11 protein-coding genes are annotated in these 17,950 nt (G+C 72.4%); 3 read left to right on the plus strand and 8 right to left on the minus strand.

The window, feature by feature from the left end:
• Nucleotides 1–44 precede the first annotated feature (44 nt).
• From V1634_RS26270 to V1634_RS26290, 5 genes are all read right to left on the minus strand, one after another.
• Nucleotides 45–965: a diacylglycerol/lipid kinase family protein gene (locus V1634_RS26270; protein ID WP_331210570.1), complete on the minus strand. Its 921-nt coding sequence runs from the start codon at nt 963–965 to the stop codon at nt 45–47.
• Nucleotides 952–1,947 carry an NAD-dependent epimerase/dehydratase family protein gene (locus tag V1634_RS26275; RefSeq protein ID WP_331210571.1) on the minus strand — a complete coding sequence of 332 codons (996 nt, stop codon included), beginning with the start codon at nt 1,945–1,947 and terminating at the stop codon, nt 952–954. The genes V1634_RS26270 and V1634_RS26275 overlap by 14 nt, the downstream gene beginning before the upstream one ends.
• The gene (locus V1634_RS26280) at nt 1,947–2,996 is read right to left on the minus strand and encodes a thiamine-phosphate kinase (RefSeq protein ID WP_331210572.1); all 1,050 of its coding nucleotides are present in this window, start codon (nt 2,994–2,996) and stop codon (nt 1,947–1,949) included. The genes V1634_RS26275 and V1634_RS26280 overlap by 1 nt, the downstream gene beginning before the upstream one ends.
• A 1-nt stretch (nt 2,997) precedes the next feature.
• Entirely contained in the window at nt 2,998–3,981 is a 984-nt protein-coding gene (locus V1634_RS26285) for a UbiA prenyltransferase family protein (protein WP_331210573.1), read from the minus strand.
• 94 nt (nt 3,982–4,075) lie between these two features.
• Complete coding sequence (locus tag V1634_RS26290) at nt 4,076–5,254, minus strand: aminotransferase class I/II-fold pyridoxal phosphate-dependent enzyme (RefSeq protein ID WP_331210574.1); 1,179 nt, start codon at nt 5,252–5,254, stop codon at nt 4,076–4,078.
• Between the two features lie 1,093 nt (nt 5,255–6,347).
• On the opposite strand from V1634_RS26290, the gene V1634_RS26295 reads away from it, so the two are divergent.
• On the plus strand, nt 6,348–8,717 hold the full coding sequence (locus tag V1634_RS26295; protein WP_331210575.1) for a beta-xylosidase/alpha-l-arabinosidase: 2,370 nt from the start codon (nt 6,348–6,350) through the stop codon (nt 8,715–8,717).
• Nucleotides 8,718–9,012: 295 nt separating this feature from the next.
• Here the strand turns inward: V1634_RS26295 and V1634_RS26300 are convergent, their stop codons facing one another.
• Entirely contained in the window at nt 9,013–10,101 is a 1,089-nt protein-coding gene (locus V1634_RS26300) for a radical SAM protein (RefSeq protein WP_331210576.1), read from the minus strand.
• A gap of 398 nt (nt 10,102–10,499) precedes the next feature.
• On the opposite strand from V1634_RS26300, the gene V1634_RS26305 reads away from it, so the two are divergent.
• Together V1634_RS26305 and V1634_RS26310 are read left to right on the plus strand one after the other, a co-directional pair.
• Entirely contained in the window at nt 10,500–12,338 is a 1,839-nt protein-coding gene (locus tag V1634_RS26305; protein ID WP_331210577.1) for an ABC transporter ATP-binding protein, read from the plus strand.
• Nucleotides 12,331–14,178 (plus strand): ABC transporter ATP-binding protein, encoded by a 1,848-nt coding sequence (locus tag V1634_RS26310; RefSeq protein ID WP_331210578.1) that lies wholly within the window; start codon nt 12,331–12,333, stop codon nt 14,176–14,178. Before V1634_RS26305 ends, V1634_RS26310 begins: the two co-directional genes overlap by 8 nt.
• Here the strand turns inward: V1634_RS26310 and V1634_RS26315 are convergent.
• The gene (locus tag V1634_RS26315; RefSeq protein WP_331210579.1) at nt 14,166–16,817 is read right to left on the minus strand and encodes a helix-turn-helix transcriptional regulator; all 2,652 of its coding nucleotides are present in this window, start codon (nt 16,815–16,817) and stop codon (nt 14,166–14,168) included. The two genes, V1634_RS26310 and V1634_RS26315, sit on opposite strands and share 13 nt — an antisense overlap.
• A gap of 557 nt (nt 16,818–17,374) precedes the next feature.
• Nucleotides 17,375–17,950 (minus strand): hypothetical protein (locus V1634_RS26320; protein ID WP_331210580.1); only part of this gene is annotated, 576 nt, incomplete at its 5' end.

Here is a 17,950-nt window from a genome sequence, read left to right on the forward strand (position 1 = left end):
AACTATACCAATATGCGACACGATGCCTCACTCTCTCGCTCTCGTCAGACCACCGTCGTCAACCGTGACGGATGTACCGAGAAGGTGGCCGGGGTCTGCCCGACGATCTCGCCGTCCACCTCCAGCGGCAGTGGAGTCTCCGCCTCGATCCGGAGCGTACGGACCTGGCGGCGGCGGATCGCGGGATGCCGTGTCCCGTTTCCGCGCAGCACCTGCCACATCGTGCCGAGTACGCCGACCCGGCCGAGGCCGAGCACCTGCACCGCGTCCAGACAACCGGCTTCCGGCGGCTCGGTGGAGCCGAAGGTCAGCCCCCCGGCGAAGAACGGGACCTTGAGCACCGCGACATTGCTGACGGAGTGCCGCGACACCTCCCCGTCCTGATCCAGCCGCACCTCGACCGGCCGCCAGCCGAGCAGCACCCGGGCGCTGGAGGCCGCCTCGGCGAGCTGGAGGTTGACCCGCTTGAGCACGCGGTTGACCGGAGTCTTCTCGGTGAACCGCAGCCCGACCATGCTGATCAGCCCGACGGTGCAGTTGACCAGGAAGAAGCGGTGCGCGGGGGTGCCGTCGGGCCGGGTGAAGGTCACCGACCCGACCTCCGTCGAACGGTCGCGGCCACGGTCGAGCAGGTCACCGAGATCGGTCACCGGATCCAGGCCGCGGACGAAGTCGTTGCAGGTTCCGGCGGGAACGTAACCGAGCCGTACCTTCTCGTCGTCCGTCGCGAGGATCCCGTTGGCGACGTCGGAGAGCGTCCCGTCCCCACCGATCGCGACCACTGTGCGGTACCCGTCCGTCACCGCCTGGCGGCCCAGTTCGACGGCATGGCCGGGATAGCGGGTGTGCCAGCAGTCGGCGCCGGGCAGTTCGACGGAGAGCCGTCGCTCGACCATCCGCCGACGCTGGACCCCGGAGGCCGGGTTGACGATGCAGACGACCCGCTCGCCGTCATCCGCCGCCATGGCCCACTTCCTCCTCCAGCCCGGCAACGGTGCGGGCCAGTGCCTCCGCCACCGGAACCCGGGGGGTGTAGCCGATCGACCGGATCCGGTCGAGGTTGTACCGCATCCCACCGGCGACGGAGCGGACCGCGTACCGGGTGAGCATCGGCCGTCCGGTGCCGACACCGATCCTGGCCAGCCCGGCAAGTTCGGAGAGGGCCGCCACTCCCAGCGCCGCCGGGAACGGAACCGAACGGGTCGGCGGCAGTACCCCCGCCTGCTCGGCGACCCGGTCGAAGAGCTGCCCCACGGTCAGACCGTACGAGTCGCCGACGATGAACCGGCCGCCCGCGCACCCGGGTGTGGTGCCGGCCAGCACGATCGCGTCGGCGAGGTTCTCACTGTAGGTCAACTCGATCGGGGCGACGCCACGGCCGATGTGGACGAGCTTGTTGTCCCGGAGCCCACGGACCAGCTCCGGGATGAAATGACGGTCACCGGGGCCGAAGATCCAGGTCGGATAGATCACCGTGATGTCGAGCCCGCGCCGATGGTACGACCACGCGAGGTTCTCCCCCGCCAGCTTCGACCGGGAGTACGGGTAGCCCGGGACCCGCTTCGGCGACGTCTCGTCGATGACCCGGCGGGCGTCGAACCCGAAGACGTCGACCGTACTCAGGTAGACGAACCGCTGCACCCCGCAACGCAGCGCCTCCTCCAGGATCGCCCGCGTCCCGTCCCGGTTCACCTGCCAGATGCGGCGACCGGGCCGCCAGTCGCTCAGATCGGCAGCCGCGTGGACCACGAGTTCGACGCCCTCGCACGAGCCGCGCAGCGTTGCCGGGTCGGTCAGGTCCCCGAGATGTTCCGCATATTTCGCGCCGCTCGGAGAGGGTTCGCGGACCAGTCCGCGCACCGACCAGCCACCCTCCAGAAGCGCCGCAGCGACCGCCCGGCCGACGCAGCCGGTGACACCCGTCACCAGCGCCACGCCCCGCGCCATCACACCCCTCTCGCCAGCAGCTTCTGGAGGTCGTCGAGCAGCGCGCCGGCCGGATCGATCGCCCGCATCTGCGGCAACACCTCCCGCAGGTCCCGGCGCGCACCGGACTCGTCGAAGAAGAGCAGCTCCGGCCCGGCGGTCAGCCGCCCCACCTGGACCGCGTCCAGTCCGTGGTCGGCCATCGCCCGGGCGCAGCGCTCCCCGTCGGCGGCGTCGACCGCGTAGAGCAGCTCGAACTCGCCCCACTCCCCGGCGGCCATCAGCCAGCGGGGCAGCCCGAAGGAGTCGGCGAGGGCGGCCGCGCTGGGCTCGTACGCCTCACCCGGCAGGGTGACCTCGACACCCAGTCCGTTGATCTCGGCGAGACTCACCGCCGCGTTCAACAGCCCGTCGCTGGTGTCGACGCACGCCCGGGCGTAGCTCCGCAGCGCGTCGCCGGCGACCACCCGCGCCTCGGGCAGCCACGGCTGGCCGGCGTCGGTCCGGCCCAGCGCCAGGCTGCGGAAACCGGCGGCGTTGCCGGCGCCGATCGGGCCCGTCGCGTACAGCGCGTCGCCCGGCCGGGCACCCACCCGGCTCAGCAGGTGACCCCGGCGCATCGTCCCGATCGCGCAGGAGGTGAAGCTCTCCTCCCGCGCCCAGTTGGTGTCGCCGCCGACGATGTGACAGCCGTACCGCTGCGCCGCGTCGGAGGCGCCGCGCCCGAACTGGCGGGCGTCCTCGGCACTCCACCCGTCCCTGACCAGCGAGCACGACACCAGCACGGCCACCGGGTCGGCGGCGACGGCGGCGAGATCGCTCACGCTGACGGTGGTGGTCAACCACCCCTTCGCGTACGGCGTCGGGGCGGTGGCCAGCTCGGCGCCGTCGTTCAGCGTGTCGACGGTCATCGCCAGGACCCCGGCGGCGCCGAGGTCGAGCAGTTCGGCGTCGGCTTCGAAGGCGGCGTTGAGCTGGCGCGGGGACCGGGCCATCCCCTCGCGCATCGCCATGATCAGGGCGCCCTCGGCGGCGTCCAGGTAGAGCCGGGTCCAGTCGACGGAGGTCACGTCACGCCTGCCGGGAGGATTGCGTCGCCCGGAGCGTGAGTTCCAGGTAGAGCATCATCGGGACGGCCCCGACCAGGAAGAAGGTCGGCCGGTGCAGCGCGCCGAGGGAGAGCACGAAGAGCGTGGTCGCCCTGGTGAACCAGAGCAGCGCCTCGTACGCCCGCGCCTCGGGTGCCTGGATCAGGTTCACGAGGCTGCGCGTGAACGCCAACCCCGAGGCGGCGAGCAGCAGCCAGAAGGCCGCCTGGGCGTAGGCGCCGCGCTCCGGCCCCGCCAGCGCGCCCACCGCCGCGGCACCCAGGGCCACCGGCGGGAAGATCAACGCGACCCGGCTCGCCGTCCGGGTACCCACGGCCACCGGCAGCGTACGGTAGCCGGCCAGCCGGTCTCCCTCGATGTCCTTGAAGTAGCCGACGAGGCAGAAGCCGCTCAGCACGACCGCGACGAGCGCCGTCTGGAACCACGTCGTGGCCGGGATGTCCAGCCATCCGGCGTCGGGCCGGACCGCGACCGCGCCGAGCACGGTGAAGAGCGACATGTCCACCCCGTTGGCGAGGTTGCCGACCATCGGGATGCCCTTGGTCCAGGTGTAGACCAGATGCCCGGCGATCGCGATGGCGCTCCAGATCGCCAGCGCGGGCGCCACGACGACGGCGACCAGCAGGAGGCTCCCGGAGAGCGCCAGGGTCAGCGCGAGCCCGGCATGCGGGTTGATCAGCCCGGCGACGAAGGGGCGGTCCGGGGCGTTGACGGCGTCGGCCTTGCGGTCGAACCAGTCGTTGATGACCACGCCGACGCCGTAGCCGAAGATGCAGAAGAGCAGGCCGACGACCACGCTCGCGGTGGTGGCCCCGGCCGACGGCGCCGTCATGCCGACCAGACCGGCCGAGAGGGACAGGGGTACGAAGTGGAATCTCCACATCCTCGCCCACGCGACCGCCCGGTCACGGGGCCGGATGGGGTTCTGGACCTGGGTGACGCTCATCGGGCCTCCGTTCGGGCGGCTGACGGGCCGCCGTACCTCGTCGAGTGGTGCGGACCCGCCACCGCCGGAATCGAGTTGTCGCTGCGGGACAGGCTCACCGCACGCCTTCCGCGACGTACTCCGCCGGGGGCAGGTCGGCCAGCGACCAGTCCGGCGGCGTCAGCTCGCGGACCTCGGCGAACGCGGCCACGGCACGCTTGAGCTGCTCCGGGGTGTGGGTCGCGGTGAAACTGGCCCGTACCCGGGCCGAAGCCGCGGGCGGGATCACCGCGTTGACGTAGACCCCGCGCTCCAACAGGCTGCGCCAGGTGAAGATGGTCGGGACGACGCCGTCGAGCGGTACGCAGACGATCGGTGTCTCGCTGGGCAGCGGCTCGTACCCGAGGGCGGCGAGTTCGCGGTGCACGTACGACGCGTTCTCCAGCGCCTGCCGGCACCGCCACGGCTCGGCCTGGAGGATCCGCAGCGCCGCCTGGGCGGCGGCGAGGCTGGCCGGTGGGGTGGCGGCGCTGAAGATGAGACTGCGGGCGTGGTGCCGCAGGTACTCGATGACGTCGGTCGGCCCGAGCACCGCTCCGCCGATCGACGCCAGGGACTTGCTGAAGGTGACGGTGACGAGGTCGACCTGCTCGGTCAGGCCGAAGTGCGCGCTGGTGCCCCGGCCGTCGGCCAGGACGCCGAGGCCGTGCGCGTCGTCGACCAGGAGGCGGGCGCCGTACTTCTGGCAGAGCCGCACCGTCTCGGGCAGCGGGCACAGGTCGCCGGCCATCGAGTAGACCCCGTCCACCACGACCAGCCGGCCCGAGTCCGGTGGGCAGGCAGCCAACCGCCGCTCCAGATCCGCCATGTCGTTGTGGGCGAAGCGGCGTACCTTGGCCATGCTCAGACCGCACCCGTCGTAGACCGAGGCGTGCGCCTCGCGGTCGATGATGACCACGTCGTTGCGGGAGAGCAGTGCCGCGATCGCGCCGAGGTTCGCCTGGTAGCCGGTCGGGAAGACCAGCGCGGCCGGCATGCCGAGGAAGTCGGCCAGTTCCCGCTCCAGTTCCTCGTGCAGCGGGGTGTTCCCGTTGAGTAGTCGAGAACCGGTACGCGACGAGCCGTACTCCTCGATCGCCGCCTGGGCCGCGGCGCGCACCCGCCGGTCGGAGGTCAGGCCGAGGTAGTTGTTCGAGCCACACATCAGGACGTCGCCCACCGAGGTACGGGCGACCGTCGTGTCCGAGCCCTCGAAGACGGTGAAGTACGGGTAGAGCTCCGCCGCCTGGGCCACCCGGGCTTCCGTATACGACCGGCAACGATCGAAGATGTCCGTTGTCACCACGGTATTCCTGAGCCCCCTCTCATCTGGAACCGTGATTGTTCATTTCGCAACACGGGCTTGGACGACGCCGGCAGCGCCAGCCAATGCGACTACGCGGTTCGGTCGCCGCCGTTATCCCGGACACACTGGTCAGGGACTATTTCGTTAGATTCCCATCGCAGCGGCTTCAATTCCCTACGTCGTCCGGCCGGGCACTGAACCGACGCGCGAGGAAATGGCGATCAGGCAGAATCGGGCGCTGTTGTAGGCCGCATGCTTGCCCGTCGAAGGATCCCCGTGTGTCGCCTCAGATGCTCCTCATTGATCGAGTTTCTCTGGGCTGCCTACACCCTATCCACCGTGTCAAGGGGGTCAGCGGTACTTTGGTCCACTTCGGACGGGCTGGCCCGTCGCTTTCGGTCACCATAGGCCCATTGAACTGCGCTGATTTGACTATTGTCGCCCGACCGCCGGCCGCCGCTCGGCGCACGGCACCGCCGGACCGTCTCGTGATCGAGGTGTCACCACGAGCACGGTGAATGCGAGTTTGCGCTGCACCGGGGGCTGGCGAGGGCACGCACCACGAACATGATCATTGTCTACGGCCCGCCGCAGCCCGGTTACCGGCCAGGTTTTCCCTGGTCACACGGGGTACGCCGGCACCGGTCGACCGACCGGGACCCACACCCGGCCCGCCAACCCACGCCGGGGCCGGTCCGGCCGGTGAGGTTCGCCACGTTCCGGTGACCCTGTCGGGACGGACCCCGACCCGATCCACGAGCCAGCCGGACCGCCCCCGGCCCCGGCCTCTCCCGTACGGGTATCGCCGGTTTGTCCGGCCAGAAGTCCAAGGGCGTATCCGGAAATGGCTTGAAATTCGGCGAGCGCTTCGATTGACGCCAATGACGTGAGCACGAGCTAGCATGTGGCGCGCCACCAGCATTACCCTGACCGTCGATGCCGAGTACCCGGTTGCCACCTTCCGGAGAACCTCCGGAAATTGCCTCGCATCCCGGCGCCGAACCGGCGTCGAGAGGTCCCGTGACAGCGACAGGAGACGAGCGTGACAAGCAGCGCTGACGCCCGCAGCCACCCACAGACATTCGTGCCCGGCAATGTGGATGGTGTCCCGGATCAGCCATGGCGCGATCCCGCGTTACCGATCGACGAGCGGGTCGCCGACCTGCTCGGGCGGATGACCGTGGAGGAGAAGGTCGGCCAGCTCCGGTCAATCTGGATCGGCGGGTCCGCCACCGGCGACGACCTGGCGCCGCATCAACACAATCTGGCCGACGAGACGCCGTCCTGGGACGTGCTGATCGGCGACGGGCTGGGCCAACTGACCCGCACCCTCGGCACCGCACCGGTCACCCCGGCGCAGGGCAGCGCGACACTGGCCCGGTTGCAGGCCGAACTGGTCGCCGGCAACCGGTTCGGCATCCCGGCGATCGCGCACGAGGAGTGCCTGACCGGCTTCATGACCCTGGGCGCGACGATCTTTCCCGCACCGCTGGCCTGGGGCGCCACCTTCGATCCCGGACTCGTCGAACGGATGGCCGCCGAGATCGGCGCGGCCATCCGCCTGGTCGGCGCGCACCAGGGCATGGCACCGGTGCTCGACGTGACCCGCGACCTGCGCTGGGGGCGGACCGAGGAGACCATCGGCGAGGACCCCTATCTGGTCGGCACGGTGGGCACCGGGTACGTCCGCGGTCTCCAGTCGACCGGCGTCGTCGCCACCCTCAAGCACTTCGCCGGATACTCCTCCTCCCGCGCCGGGCGCAACGCGGCACCGGTGTCGATCGGGCAGCGGGAGCTCTCCGACGTGATCCTGCCACCGTTCGAGATGGCGGTACGCGACGCCGGAGCCCGCTCGGTGATGCCCTCGTACTCCGAGATCGACGGTGTGCCGACCGGAGCCGACGCCGCGATCCTCACCAACCTGTTGCGGGACGAGTGGGGCTTCTCCGGCACGGTGGTCTCCGACTACTACGCCGTCTCCTTCCTGGAACTGCTGCACGGCGTGGCGGACGGTCCGGCACAGGCGGCCGCCCTCGCCCTGGCGGCCGGGGTGGACGTGGAACTGCCGGGCGCACGCTGCTTCGGCACCCCGCTGCTCGACGCGGTCCGGTCCGGGTTGGTCCCGGAGGGCCTGGTCGACCGGGCGGTCACCCGGGTGCTCCGGCAGAAGTGCGAGCTGGGCCTGCTGGACCCGGACTGGCGGCCCGACCGGGCCGCCGACGGTGACGTCCCGGACCTCGATCCGCCGCAGGCCCGGGAGCTGTCGCGGCAGATCGCCGAAGAGTCCGTCGTGCTGCTCGGCAACGACGGCAGCCTGCCGCTGCCCGCCGACGCGCGCATCGCGGTCGTCGGGCCGCTCGCCGACGACACCACCGGAATGCTCGGCTGCTACGCCTTCCCGAGCCACCTCGGCCGCAATTTCCCGGAGATGCCGGCGGGTGTCGAGATCCGTACCGTCTGGGAGGCGCTCGGTGCGGAACTGCCCGGGGCGGAACTGACCCTCGCCACCGGCTGCGGCGTGGACAGCGCGGATCGGGCCGGGCTCGCGGCCGCACGGTCCGCCGCCGCCGCAGCCGACGTCTGCGTGGCCGTACTCGGTGACCGGGCCGGCATGTTCGGCAGCGGTACCTCCGGCGAGGGCTGCGACGTGGCCGACCTGCGGCTGCCCGGACTACAGGAGGAACTGCTGGACGCCCTGCTCGACACCGGTACGCCGGTGGTGCTGGTGCTGCTCTCCGGCCGCCCGTACGCGCTCGGCCGGTGGGCCGACCGGCTCGGCGCGATCGTCCAGGCGTTCTTCCCCGGCCAGGAGGGCGCCGGGGCGGTGGCCGGCGTCCTCTCCGGACGGGTCTGTCCGAGCGGTCGGCTGCCGGTCAGCATGCCGCGCGAATCCGGTGGACAGCCGGGCACCTACCTGACGCCGAAACTCGGCCGGCGAGGCAAGGTCAGCAGCGTCGACCCCACGCCGCTGTTCCCGTTCGGCTACGGACTGTCGTACACGAAATTCGCCTGGGAGGTCGACGACGACGTGCCGGCGGAGATCGAGACCGACGGCGTCGTCACCGTCGGGGTCACCGTCCGCAATGTCGGGGACCGCACCGGTGCCGACGTGGTGCAGCTCTACCTGCACGACCCGGTGGCCCAGGTGACCCGACCGGTGGTGCAGCTCGTCGGGTACGCCAAGGTGCGGCTCGAACCCGGCGAGGCGCGCACGGTCAGGTTCCGGATGCACGCCGAACTCACCTCGTTCACCGGGCAGGCCGGCCACCGCATCGTCGAGCCGGGCGAGATCGAGCTGCGACTCTCCGCGTCCAGCGACGACCACCGGCACACCTTCCGGGTACGCCTGGTCGGACCGGAACGGAAGGTCGGCCACGACCGGCAGATGACCACCGAGGTGACGATCGGGTGAACCGGCGGGCACCGGGGCGGTCACCTCGGTCCCGCCGACGTCGGACTCGCTGACGGTGGGGGCGCCGTGGCCGGCGCCCCCAGCTCAGGCGGTGGCGACCGGCAGCGTGAGTAGCCGCGCAGCACCAGGCGGTCGCGGCGCGCCCGGATGACGTCGTACGCCGGGTACGGATCAAGGCGTCCCTCCGGAAGGAACAGCGACGCCCGGGCGGTATGGGAATCAATCCTCGCGCCCCCCTGTGGCGGGCAGCGGTCACCGGTGACGCGGGCTGACGAAACCGCCCGGCGCCGCCGACTCAGCGCAGCGACCTGGCGCCGACCGGTCGCAGCGCGAGCCGCCGGGGTGCCTGCGCCGGGTCGAAGACCGGGCGGCGGTCGATCCGGGCCCGGACCTCGTCCGAACCGAACCGGTAGTCGATCCGGCGCACCGCCTCGGCCCAGTCCGTCCGGGTACGGATGCCGCGCAGCGTCTCCACCACGAAGGGGTCGTCCCAGCGGCTCCGGGCGCGTTCCCAGAGCACGAACGGCTCCTCGGTCAGCAGGTTGCCGACGGTGCCCTCGTAGATCGGCATCGCCCGTACCCCGCCGTCCGGCTCGATCTCCAGCGGCCGGAAGTCGGGGTGGCTGGCGACGTAGTCGGGGTGCATCTGCACGCCGAAGTTGTCCGTGGTGGAGACGGTCACCGAGGGCGGCGCGGCCTGCTGGAGCCGCTGCCGCGTCGCCTCGTCGACCAGTGCCGCGACCTGCTCGTCGGTCAACATCTCGTGCTCGCCGTAGGACACCCGGCTGGCCAGGCCGGTCGGCACCACCGCGCCGAACGCCACCTCGCTCAGGTGCGGAAACCGTGGCGCGACGGAGGCACACATCTCGTCGAGCTGGTGGTAGTTGCTCCGGACCACCACGTTGTCGATGCCGAACCGCAGCGGGGACTCCCCCGCCGAGGCCCGCCGGGCGGCCTCCGCGTCGAGCAGCGCCAGCGCGGCCATCGCCCGGTCGAAGGAACCGGCCCGGCCACGGATCCGGTCGTGCACCTCCGCCGTCGCGCCGTCGACACTGACCACCAGCTTGGCGACGAGGCCGGCCAGGTCCCGGACCGTCTGCTCCGGCAGCGACCAGCCACTGGTGTACAGAAAGACCCGTACCCCGGCCGCGGCGAACCGTTCCACCACCTCCACGATGCGCGGCACGGTGAGCGGCTCACCCCCGCAGAGCGTGATCATGGCCGGCCGGAAGGTGATCAGCGCGTCCGTCACCTTCAGCATCTCCTCGTGGCTCAGGTTCTGCGGGCGGCGCCGGCCCGACTCGGTGTAGCAGTGGGAGCAGCGCAGCGGACAGGCGAAGGTGACGTCCCAGATGAGGACGTTCGGACCCGCGTCGACATTCATCAGACGGCTCTCCCGGAGGAATCGGCGGTGCGGTCGCCGGAACCGTACGGGCACCGGACCGCCCGGGACATCGGGCGAGGGGTACGCAAGAGACACGACCGGATACGCAGGCCGCGGCGCCCGACAAGCCACCCGTACCCGTCGACCGTCGGTGGTGCCGGCCCGGCGGTTGCGTACCCGAGCACCGATTCCCCGGTGCGCCGCGCCACCTAGCGTTGCGGCGTGGCGGCCGCCACGGCCCGCCGCCCGTCGCCAGCAGAGGAGGTGGATCATGCGCGCTTACCCGCCGGTCGACGTCTCGTAAGGGGCAGGTGCCTGATGGCGGTGGCCACCCCCATGACAGGTGGCCACCGCGGCGCCGAACCGCCGAAACCGTCGACGTCGCAAGGAGTGTGCCCGTGTCGACCTCACCGACAGCCGGCCCGACCCGCCACCCCGGCGCCGTCGCGGCACTGGTCCGCGAGCTGCCGCGCGTCAACGCCCCGCTGACCGTGCTGCTCGGCGCGCTGACCGCCGGACAGGTCGCGGGGGTCGTACTGCTGCCGCTGGCGATCGGGCGACTGGTCACGGCGCTGACCGCCGACGCCGGCCCGGAGGCGTCCCGGCAGGCGTGGTCCGGGCTCACCCTCCTGGCACTGGCGCTCGTCCTGGACATCGCCCTGGAGCCGATCCGCGCGATGGTCACGGCGATGCTGAGCACCGCGGTCGACGGCAGCCTGGCCCAACGCACGGTCGAGGGGGCACTACGCCCGACAGGGGTCGCGCACCTGGACGACCCGGACCTCACCGACCAGCTCGAACGGGCGCGCGGGGTCGGGATCGGCGCGCACGCCCCCGGCCAGGCCGTCAACGCGCTGGCCGCCCTGGTCCCGCTCCGACTCACCGGGTTGGCCGCCGCGATCCTGCTCGGCTGGGCCGGGCAGTGGTGGATGCCGGTCGTACTCGGTGCCGCCTGGATCGTCACCGGCCGCTGGCAGGAGAAGGAGATGGCCCGGGCCGTCGCCGCCAACACCGCGAGAACGGTCCAGCTACGGCACGCGGCGTACCTGCGCGACCTCGCGGTGACCGCGCCGTCGGCCAAGGAGCTGCGCCTGTTCGGCCTGCACCAGTGGCTCGTCGAACGCTTCACCCGGGAGTGGTGGGACGGCGTCGTCGAGATGCGCCGCAAGACCACCGACGGCCGGCGGCATGTGGCGGCGAGCGCGCTGCTGCTGGCGGCGCACGTCGTCGTGGTGGTGCCGCTGGCGTACGGGGCCAGCAACGGCGACCCGCCGGTCGGGGAGCTGACCATCGCCCTCCAGTCGCTGCTCGGATTCTTCGCCCTCGGCTTCACCGGCGACCTGCAACGGCGGCTGCACCTGGCCAGTGCCGCCGTACCGCCGGCACTGGCGGTGAGCGCGCTGGGTACCCCGCCCTCCGGCGCCACCGGGCTGGCCGCGACCGGGCTGCCGCAGCGTGAGATCCGCTTCGCGCGGGTCCGCTTCGGATATCCCGGCGACCGCCGCCCGGTCGTCGACGACCTGGACCTCGTCATTCCGGCCGGATCGTCGCTGGCGATCGTCGGGGACAACGGCGCCGGCAAGAGCACCGTCACCAAGCTGCTGGCCGGGCTGTACCGGCCGGACGCCGGCCTGATCCGCGTCGACGGGCGGGACCTGCACGAGTACGACCTCGCGAGCTGGCGTCGGCAACTGGCCGTCGTCTTCCAGGACTTCGGCCGGTACCCGTTCTCGGTACGCGACAACATCGCCTTCGGCGCGGTCGAGGCCGCCGCCACCGACGGGGCGGTCGTCGAGGCCGCCCGACTCGGCGGCTTCCTCGGAGTCGAGCAGGGGTTGGCGGACGGCTGGGACACCCCGCTCACCAGCGCCTACACGGGCGGGACCGAGCTGTCCGGCGGCCAGTGGCAGCGGCTGGCGCTGAGCCGGGCGCTCTACGCGGTGCGCCACGGTGCCCGGGTCCTCGTCCTGGACGAACCCACCGCGCACCTGGACATCGAGGCGGAGTACGAGCTCTACGCCCGGTTCCTGGAGATCACCGCCGGGATCACCACGATCCTGGTGTCACACCGGTTCGCCACCGTCCGGCTCGCCGAGCGGATCGCCGTGCTGCGGGGCGGCCGGGTGAGCGAGTACGGCAGCCACGACGAACTGCTGGCCGCCGACGGCCGGTACGCCCAGATGTTCCGGGTGCAGTCCGCGCCCTTCACCGATTCCGCAGGAGGCCGTCGTGGGTAGCTGGCTGAGCGCCGCCCGGCTGGTGGTGGGTGTCGCGGTCCGGGCCGACCCGCGACGCGCGGTACTGGTCATGGTGCTCGTCCCGCTGTTCAACATCGTCGCGGCGGCACAGGCACTCGGCCTGCGCGGCATGGTCGACGGTGCGGTCGCCGGGCAGCTCACCGAGGCGCTGACCGGCGGCCTGCTCCTCGTGCTCGTCACCGTCTTCGTGCACCAGGCCAGCGCGGTCGCCACCGACCTGCGGCAGGTGCTCCAGCAGCGCGTCGGGCTGGAGTTCGACCGCCGGCTGATGACGTTGTGCTCCGGCCCCGCCCACCTCAGCCACTACCACGACCCCGAGTTCCTCGACACCGCCGAGCTGGTACGGCAGCGCCGGACCGAGTTCGGCGGGGCGTTCGCGGCGCTGGTCGAGAACGCCGGCCTGCTGGCCCGGTTCGTGGCCGCAGTGGTCCTGATGGCCGTCGTCAACCCGTTGCTGGCCCTGCTGCCGCTCTTCATCGTGCCGCTGGCCCTCGCCATCCGCTGGCAGGCGAACATCGTCGCCGCGGCCGAGGTGGCCGGCGCCGAGGCCGACCGGCACCGCGCCGCCCTGCTGACCCTGGCCACCGACCCGGCCGCTGCCGGTGAGGTCCGGCTGTACCGGCTCGGCGGCGAGATCGCCGCCCGGCACCGGGAGGCCTTCACCGTCTCGGCGCGGCGCCGGGAGGCGGCCCGGACCCGCGGCGCCGTCGCGGCGGCGGCCGGTTGGCTGCTCTTCTGCGTCGCGCTGGTGGCCGGACTCTACGTCGTCACCCGGTCCGTGCTCGCCGGCACCGCCTCCGCCGGGGAGGCCGTGCTGGTGCTGCTGCTCGGTACCCGGTTGGTCGGCGCCACCACCGGACTGAGCTGGTTGATCGGCTGGCTGCGCCGTGCGCTGCACACCGTCGCGCTCTACCAGCGCCTGGCCCGGCACCCGCACCGCACCGCCGCCACCGGGCCCGGCCGGGAGCTGCCGGAGCAGGGCGACCTCGTCCTGCACGGCGTCAGTTTCCGGTATCCCGGCGGGGCGACCGCGGCGCTGGGCCCGATCGACCTGCGGCTGCCCGCCGGGGCCACCGTCGCGGTCGTCGGTGACAACGGTGCCGGCAAGTCCACCCTGGTGGCACTGCTGGCGGGCCTCTACCCGCCGTCGACCGGGCAGATCACCTTCGGCGGTCAGGACCTGGCGCAGGTGGAACCGGACGCGTGGCGCGGCCGGGTCACCGGGGTTTTCCAGGACTTCTGCCGGTTCGAGCTGCTGGCGAGGGAGTCGGTCGGCGTCGGCCGGCTCGGCGCGATCGACGACCGGGAGGCCGTGGGCAGCGCGCTGGAATCGGCCGGCGCGGACACCTTCGTGGCCGAACTCCCGGCCGGCCTGGAGAGTCGGCTCGGCCGGACCTTCCCGGACGGCACCGACCTGTCGTCCGGGCAGTGGCAGAAGCTCGCGCTGGCCCGGGGCCGGATGCGCACCCGCCCCGCGCTGGTGCTGCTCGACGAGCCGGCGGCGAGCCTCGACCCGGACAGCGAGGCCGAACTGCTGCACAAATTTCTCGCCCCGGCCACCCCGGCCGCCGGTACGCCGACCACCGTCGTGGTGTCGCACCGGCTGAACACGGTACGCGACGCCGACCTGATCGTGGTCCTGCACGAGGGCCGGATCGTGGAGTACGGCCCGCACGCCGAGCTGCTCGGCCGGGGCGGCCGCTACGCGGAGATGTACGCGTTGCACGCCGCCGCGTACGCCTCCGGCCCGACGGTCCTGTCGTCGGCCGCGAGAGCGGTCGGGGTCGAGGTCCGGGCAGGCGCGGTTCAGCCCGGGTAGGCGTCCGGGGCGCCGGGCTCCCCCGGGCCGCCCTCGACCGAGCGGCTGAACCAGTCCGCCCGCAGCTCACGACGGGAACCGATGCCTAGTTTCCGGTACACCCGGGCCAGGTGGCTCTCGACGGTCCTGGCCGACACGACCAGCCGGATCGCGATCTCCCGATTGGACAGGCCGCCGGCGGCGAGGGCCGCGACCTCGTTCTCCCGGACCGTCAGGGTCGGTGAGGCCAGGTTCGGTGCGGGCAGGCCGAGGGTGTTCCGGAGCCGGCCGGCCAGCGCGACCGCAGCGGCGTAGTCCTGGTCACGCCCGGACAACACCCTCGTGGCGGCCTCGGCCAGCCGGAAGGCCCGCCGGTGCAGCCCCATCTCGGCGAGCCGGTTGGCCTGCTCAAGCAGGCCCGCACGGTCCCGGTTCAGCAGCGCCAGTTCGCCGCGCGCCTCGGTCGCCAGCCGCCTCGCCTCGACGTACCGGAGGCAGGTGGCGAGCCGGTCGGCCAACCCGACCGGCCGGTCGGCGGGCGGCAACCGCGCCGCCCAGGTCAGGTACTGCAACTCCACGCTCCGGCAACCCGCCGCGCGGGCCGCCGTCGCCGCCTCGTCGAGACGCCGCCCGGCGGACCGGGTGTCGCCACGGGCGGCGGCGACCGCACCGTCGGCCCACGGCCGGAGACCCGGCAGCACCGCCAACCGGTCCGGAGGCTCCACGTCGAGTACCCGCTGCGCCTCGTCCGGCCGCCCTGCCGAAGCCAGCGACACGGCGAGCCACGCCGACGCCTCCGACCGGAACAGCCGGAAACCGACGGCCTGTTGGGCCAGCGCCTCACGCAGCGGCTCGACGGCGGCGGAGTACTCGCCCCGGAGCAGCCGCGCGTACCCGGCCAGCAGCGGCCAGTCGACGGCGCGCAGCCGGGTGCCGGGTACCTCTCCCGGCGGTCTCGGCCAGCGGCCGAGGATCGGGTCGGTGACCGGCAGGGTGGCGCTGCCGTCCCGCCAGAGCGCGAGCAGGCAGCGGACCGCTGCGGCCAGACCCGCCGCCTCCGGCGCCCGGTCGTCGCCGCTGGTGGCGGCCAGCATCGCCGCCCCGCCAGCGGCCTCGTCGGTGCGGCCGAGGAGGGCCAGCGCCACCGTTCGGGCGATCCGGCACCTCAGTACGGCGGAGCTGCCGACGGATCCGGTGGCGGAGTGCCGGTGCAGCAGCCGGTCGGCGACCCGGACCGCTTCGGCCGGCCGCTGGCCGAGCAGCAGGATCAGCGCATCGGCGGCGTCGACGACGTCCACGGCCCCGGGCGCGGCGAGCGACGCGGCGGCGTGCAGTGCCCGCAGGTCGGCGTGGGCCGAGGCCGGGTCGCGTTCCGTCGCACAGCGGTGCACGGCGAGCGCGGTCGAGAGCACGATCCGCCCGGTGGCCGAGTGCTCGGAGGCGGTCGCCTGGTGGAGTACCGACTGCGCCTCGCGGCCGCTCCCCTGCTCGGCGAGCGCGTCGGCCAGTACGACGGTGGTGCGGGCCGACGGGTCCTGACCGAACGCGATCCGCGCCAGCCGGAGCGCCTGCTCCGGACTGTGCGGACGTACTCTGCGGGCGGCATCGGTCAGCACTCCGGGGTGGACCGGCGCGCCCGCGGCCACCTGCCAGCGGGCGACCGTTACCGGATCGGGTGCCGCACCCCCGACGGCCGCCTCGATGAGCGCCGACGCGATCCGGCGCCGCCGGGCCGGCGAGACCTGTGCCCAGACGATCGCCTGGAGCAGTGGATGGCTGAATCCCACCGACACCCCGTCCTCGGTGTCCGTGGTCCGCAACAGGTCCAGGTCCTCGAGTTCCTCGACGGCGGCCGGGGCGACCCGGTCGATCAGCTCGATCGGCACGTCGTCGCTGACCGCGACCGCGGCCAGCGCGTCCCGGTGGGTCGGGGTGAGCCGGTTCGGTCCGGGCAGGAAGAGTTCGACCAGCTGCGGCGGCACGCTGAGGGCGCCGCGCCACCACCACAGGCCCCGGTCGGGCACCAGTCGCCCCGTGGTGATGCCGTGCCGGACCAGTTCGGTCGCCAGTCGCGGGTTGCCGCCGGTCCACTGGTAGACGAGCTGGACGGTGGTCGAGGCGACCGCGTCGCCGAGCATCGCCCGCATCAGGGTCGCCGTCTCGGTCGGGTCCAGCGGTGGCAGGTCGACCCGACGCAGGTGCCGGTCCTTCCAGAGCGCCACGACGGCATCGGGCGCTGCCACCTCCGCCCGGGTGGTGACCATCAACCGGATGTGGCCGTCCTGCGCGAGGCCGAGCAGGGTGCTCGCCGACCGGTCGTCCATCCAGTGCGCGTCCTCCACCACCAGCAGCGGGGTACGCGACCGTCCACGTCGGACGAGTTCGGCGCGGATCCGGCCCGGTACCAGGGCCGGGTCGCCGGTGACCGGAAACAGTTGGCTGAACGGTCCGAACGGAATCGGCCGCCCCGCCTCGGTCGCGGTGGTACGGGTCACGGCGTACCGGTCGGCCGAGAGTTGTCGGGTGACGAGTTCGACCAGGGTGGTCCGGCCGGTCCCCCGTTGCCCCACCAGCACGGCGCCACGGTCTGCGGTCACCGCGCTGAGGACCTGCTGGACCAGGCCGGATCGTGCGATCAGTGGTGCCCCGATGCGGTCCACGGGTTGCCCCCTCCCTGCCGCGGACACCGACATCCCCCCAGATGTCGGCTGAGCCGTTCGGGATTGCGGCTCGGTCAACGTCGTCTACGAATGCTCCAATCGTTGCGACGGTCTTCCCGGCACGTACCGATCGGTTCGGTCTCCCGAATCCCGACCTGCGGAGATCCCGCGAACGGATCCGGATCCTGTGCGAGCATCACGATTACTCGCTCGACGTCGTGGTATTGGTCGACAGTGCCAGCCACGACTGGACCGCGACTGAACGGGGTCTGGACGGCCCGGCGCACGGCTGTCCCGGACCGGTGCGGACATCCCCTGTGCGATGCACCGCGAGCCCTCCCCTCGACCGGATATCGAATAATCGTCGACACGGGTCCGCGGCCCGAGTGCCGACCGACTGGCGTGAGATGCGCCAGGCACGCCTGAGGTGATCCGCTCCGTTGATCCGAGTGGCCGGAGCCGGATTCCAGGTGTGGGCCGGGCTCGCCGGTCACCTTCGGAAACCCGGTCGCGGATGCTGGCATCCGGCCTGCCCGGCGCCGAGGAAATGGTAGCGGTCACTTCGAGGCTCCGATCCGGTCTGTCGGATACTCAGCGTGCGGGCTCGCGGGTACGCCTGGATCGGCGACCATCCCGCCAGCGCCGACGACACCGCCGAGGATCGTCTCGCGTACGGTTCGGGCGACGAACGCCTTGTACTCCTCGGGCGACTTGCCGTCCAGGCGTACGAAGCGCAGGTAGCTCTCGACGCTGGTGATGACGCAGAACGTCTCGACAAGGTCGTCGAAGGGCACGTCGGTGCGCAACCAGCCGCGCTCGGCGGCCAGTCGGAGTACGCGCTCGACCTGTCTCCTGATCTCGGCGAGCCGCTCGGCCAGGTGACCGCGCAGTTCGCCGTCTCCGGTCGCCGCGCCGGTGACCGCGGCCCAGACCCCGGCCGACGGTTCGTTGATGTCGAGCATCGTCTCGGCGATGAAGACCGCGAACCCGTCCCGGTCCGGGACCCGGAGCAGGGCCGCGCCCCGCTCGGTGGCGAGGAAGTCGAGGTCGCGTCCTTCGACACCGAAGGACGCGACCTCGACCGCGGCCCACATGATCGCCGCCCTCGGAACCGGCCGGCCCACCCGCACCCC

The sequence above is a fragment of the Plantactinospora veratri genome, from assembly GCF_036421995.1.
GTDB classification, from domain to species: domain Bacteria; phylum Actinomycetota; class Actinomycetes; order Mycobacteriales; family Micromonosporaceae; genus Plantactinospora; species Plantactinospora veratri.

Bases quoted from the DNA above. Each gene is read 5' to 3' on its own strand.
- V1634_RS26270 (WP_331210570.1), bottom strand. From the start codon at position 965: ATGGCGGCGGATGACGGCGAGCGGGTCGTCTGCATCGTCAACCCGGCC.
- V1634_RS26275 (WP_331210571.1), bottom strand. From the start codon at position 1,947: ATGGCGCGGGGCGTGGCGCTGGTGACGGGTGTCACCGGCTGCGTCGGC.
- V1634_RS26285 (WP_331210573.1), bottom strand. From the start codon at position 3,981: ATGAGCGTCACCCAGGTCCAGAACCCCATCCGGCCCCGTGACCGGGCG.
- V1634_RS26300 (WP_331210576.1), bottom strand. From the start codon at position 10,101: ATGAATGTCGACGCGGGTCCGAACGTCCTCATCTGGGACGTCACCTTC.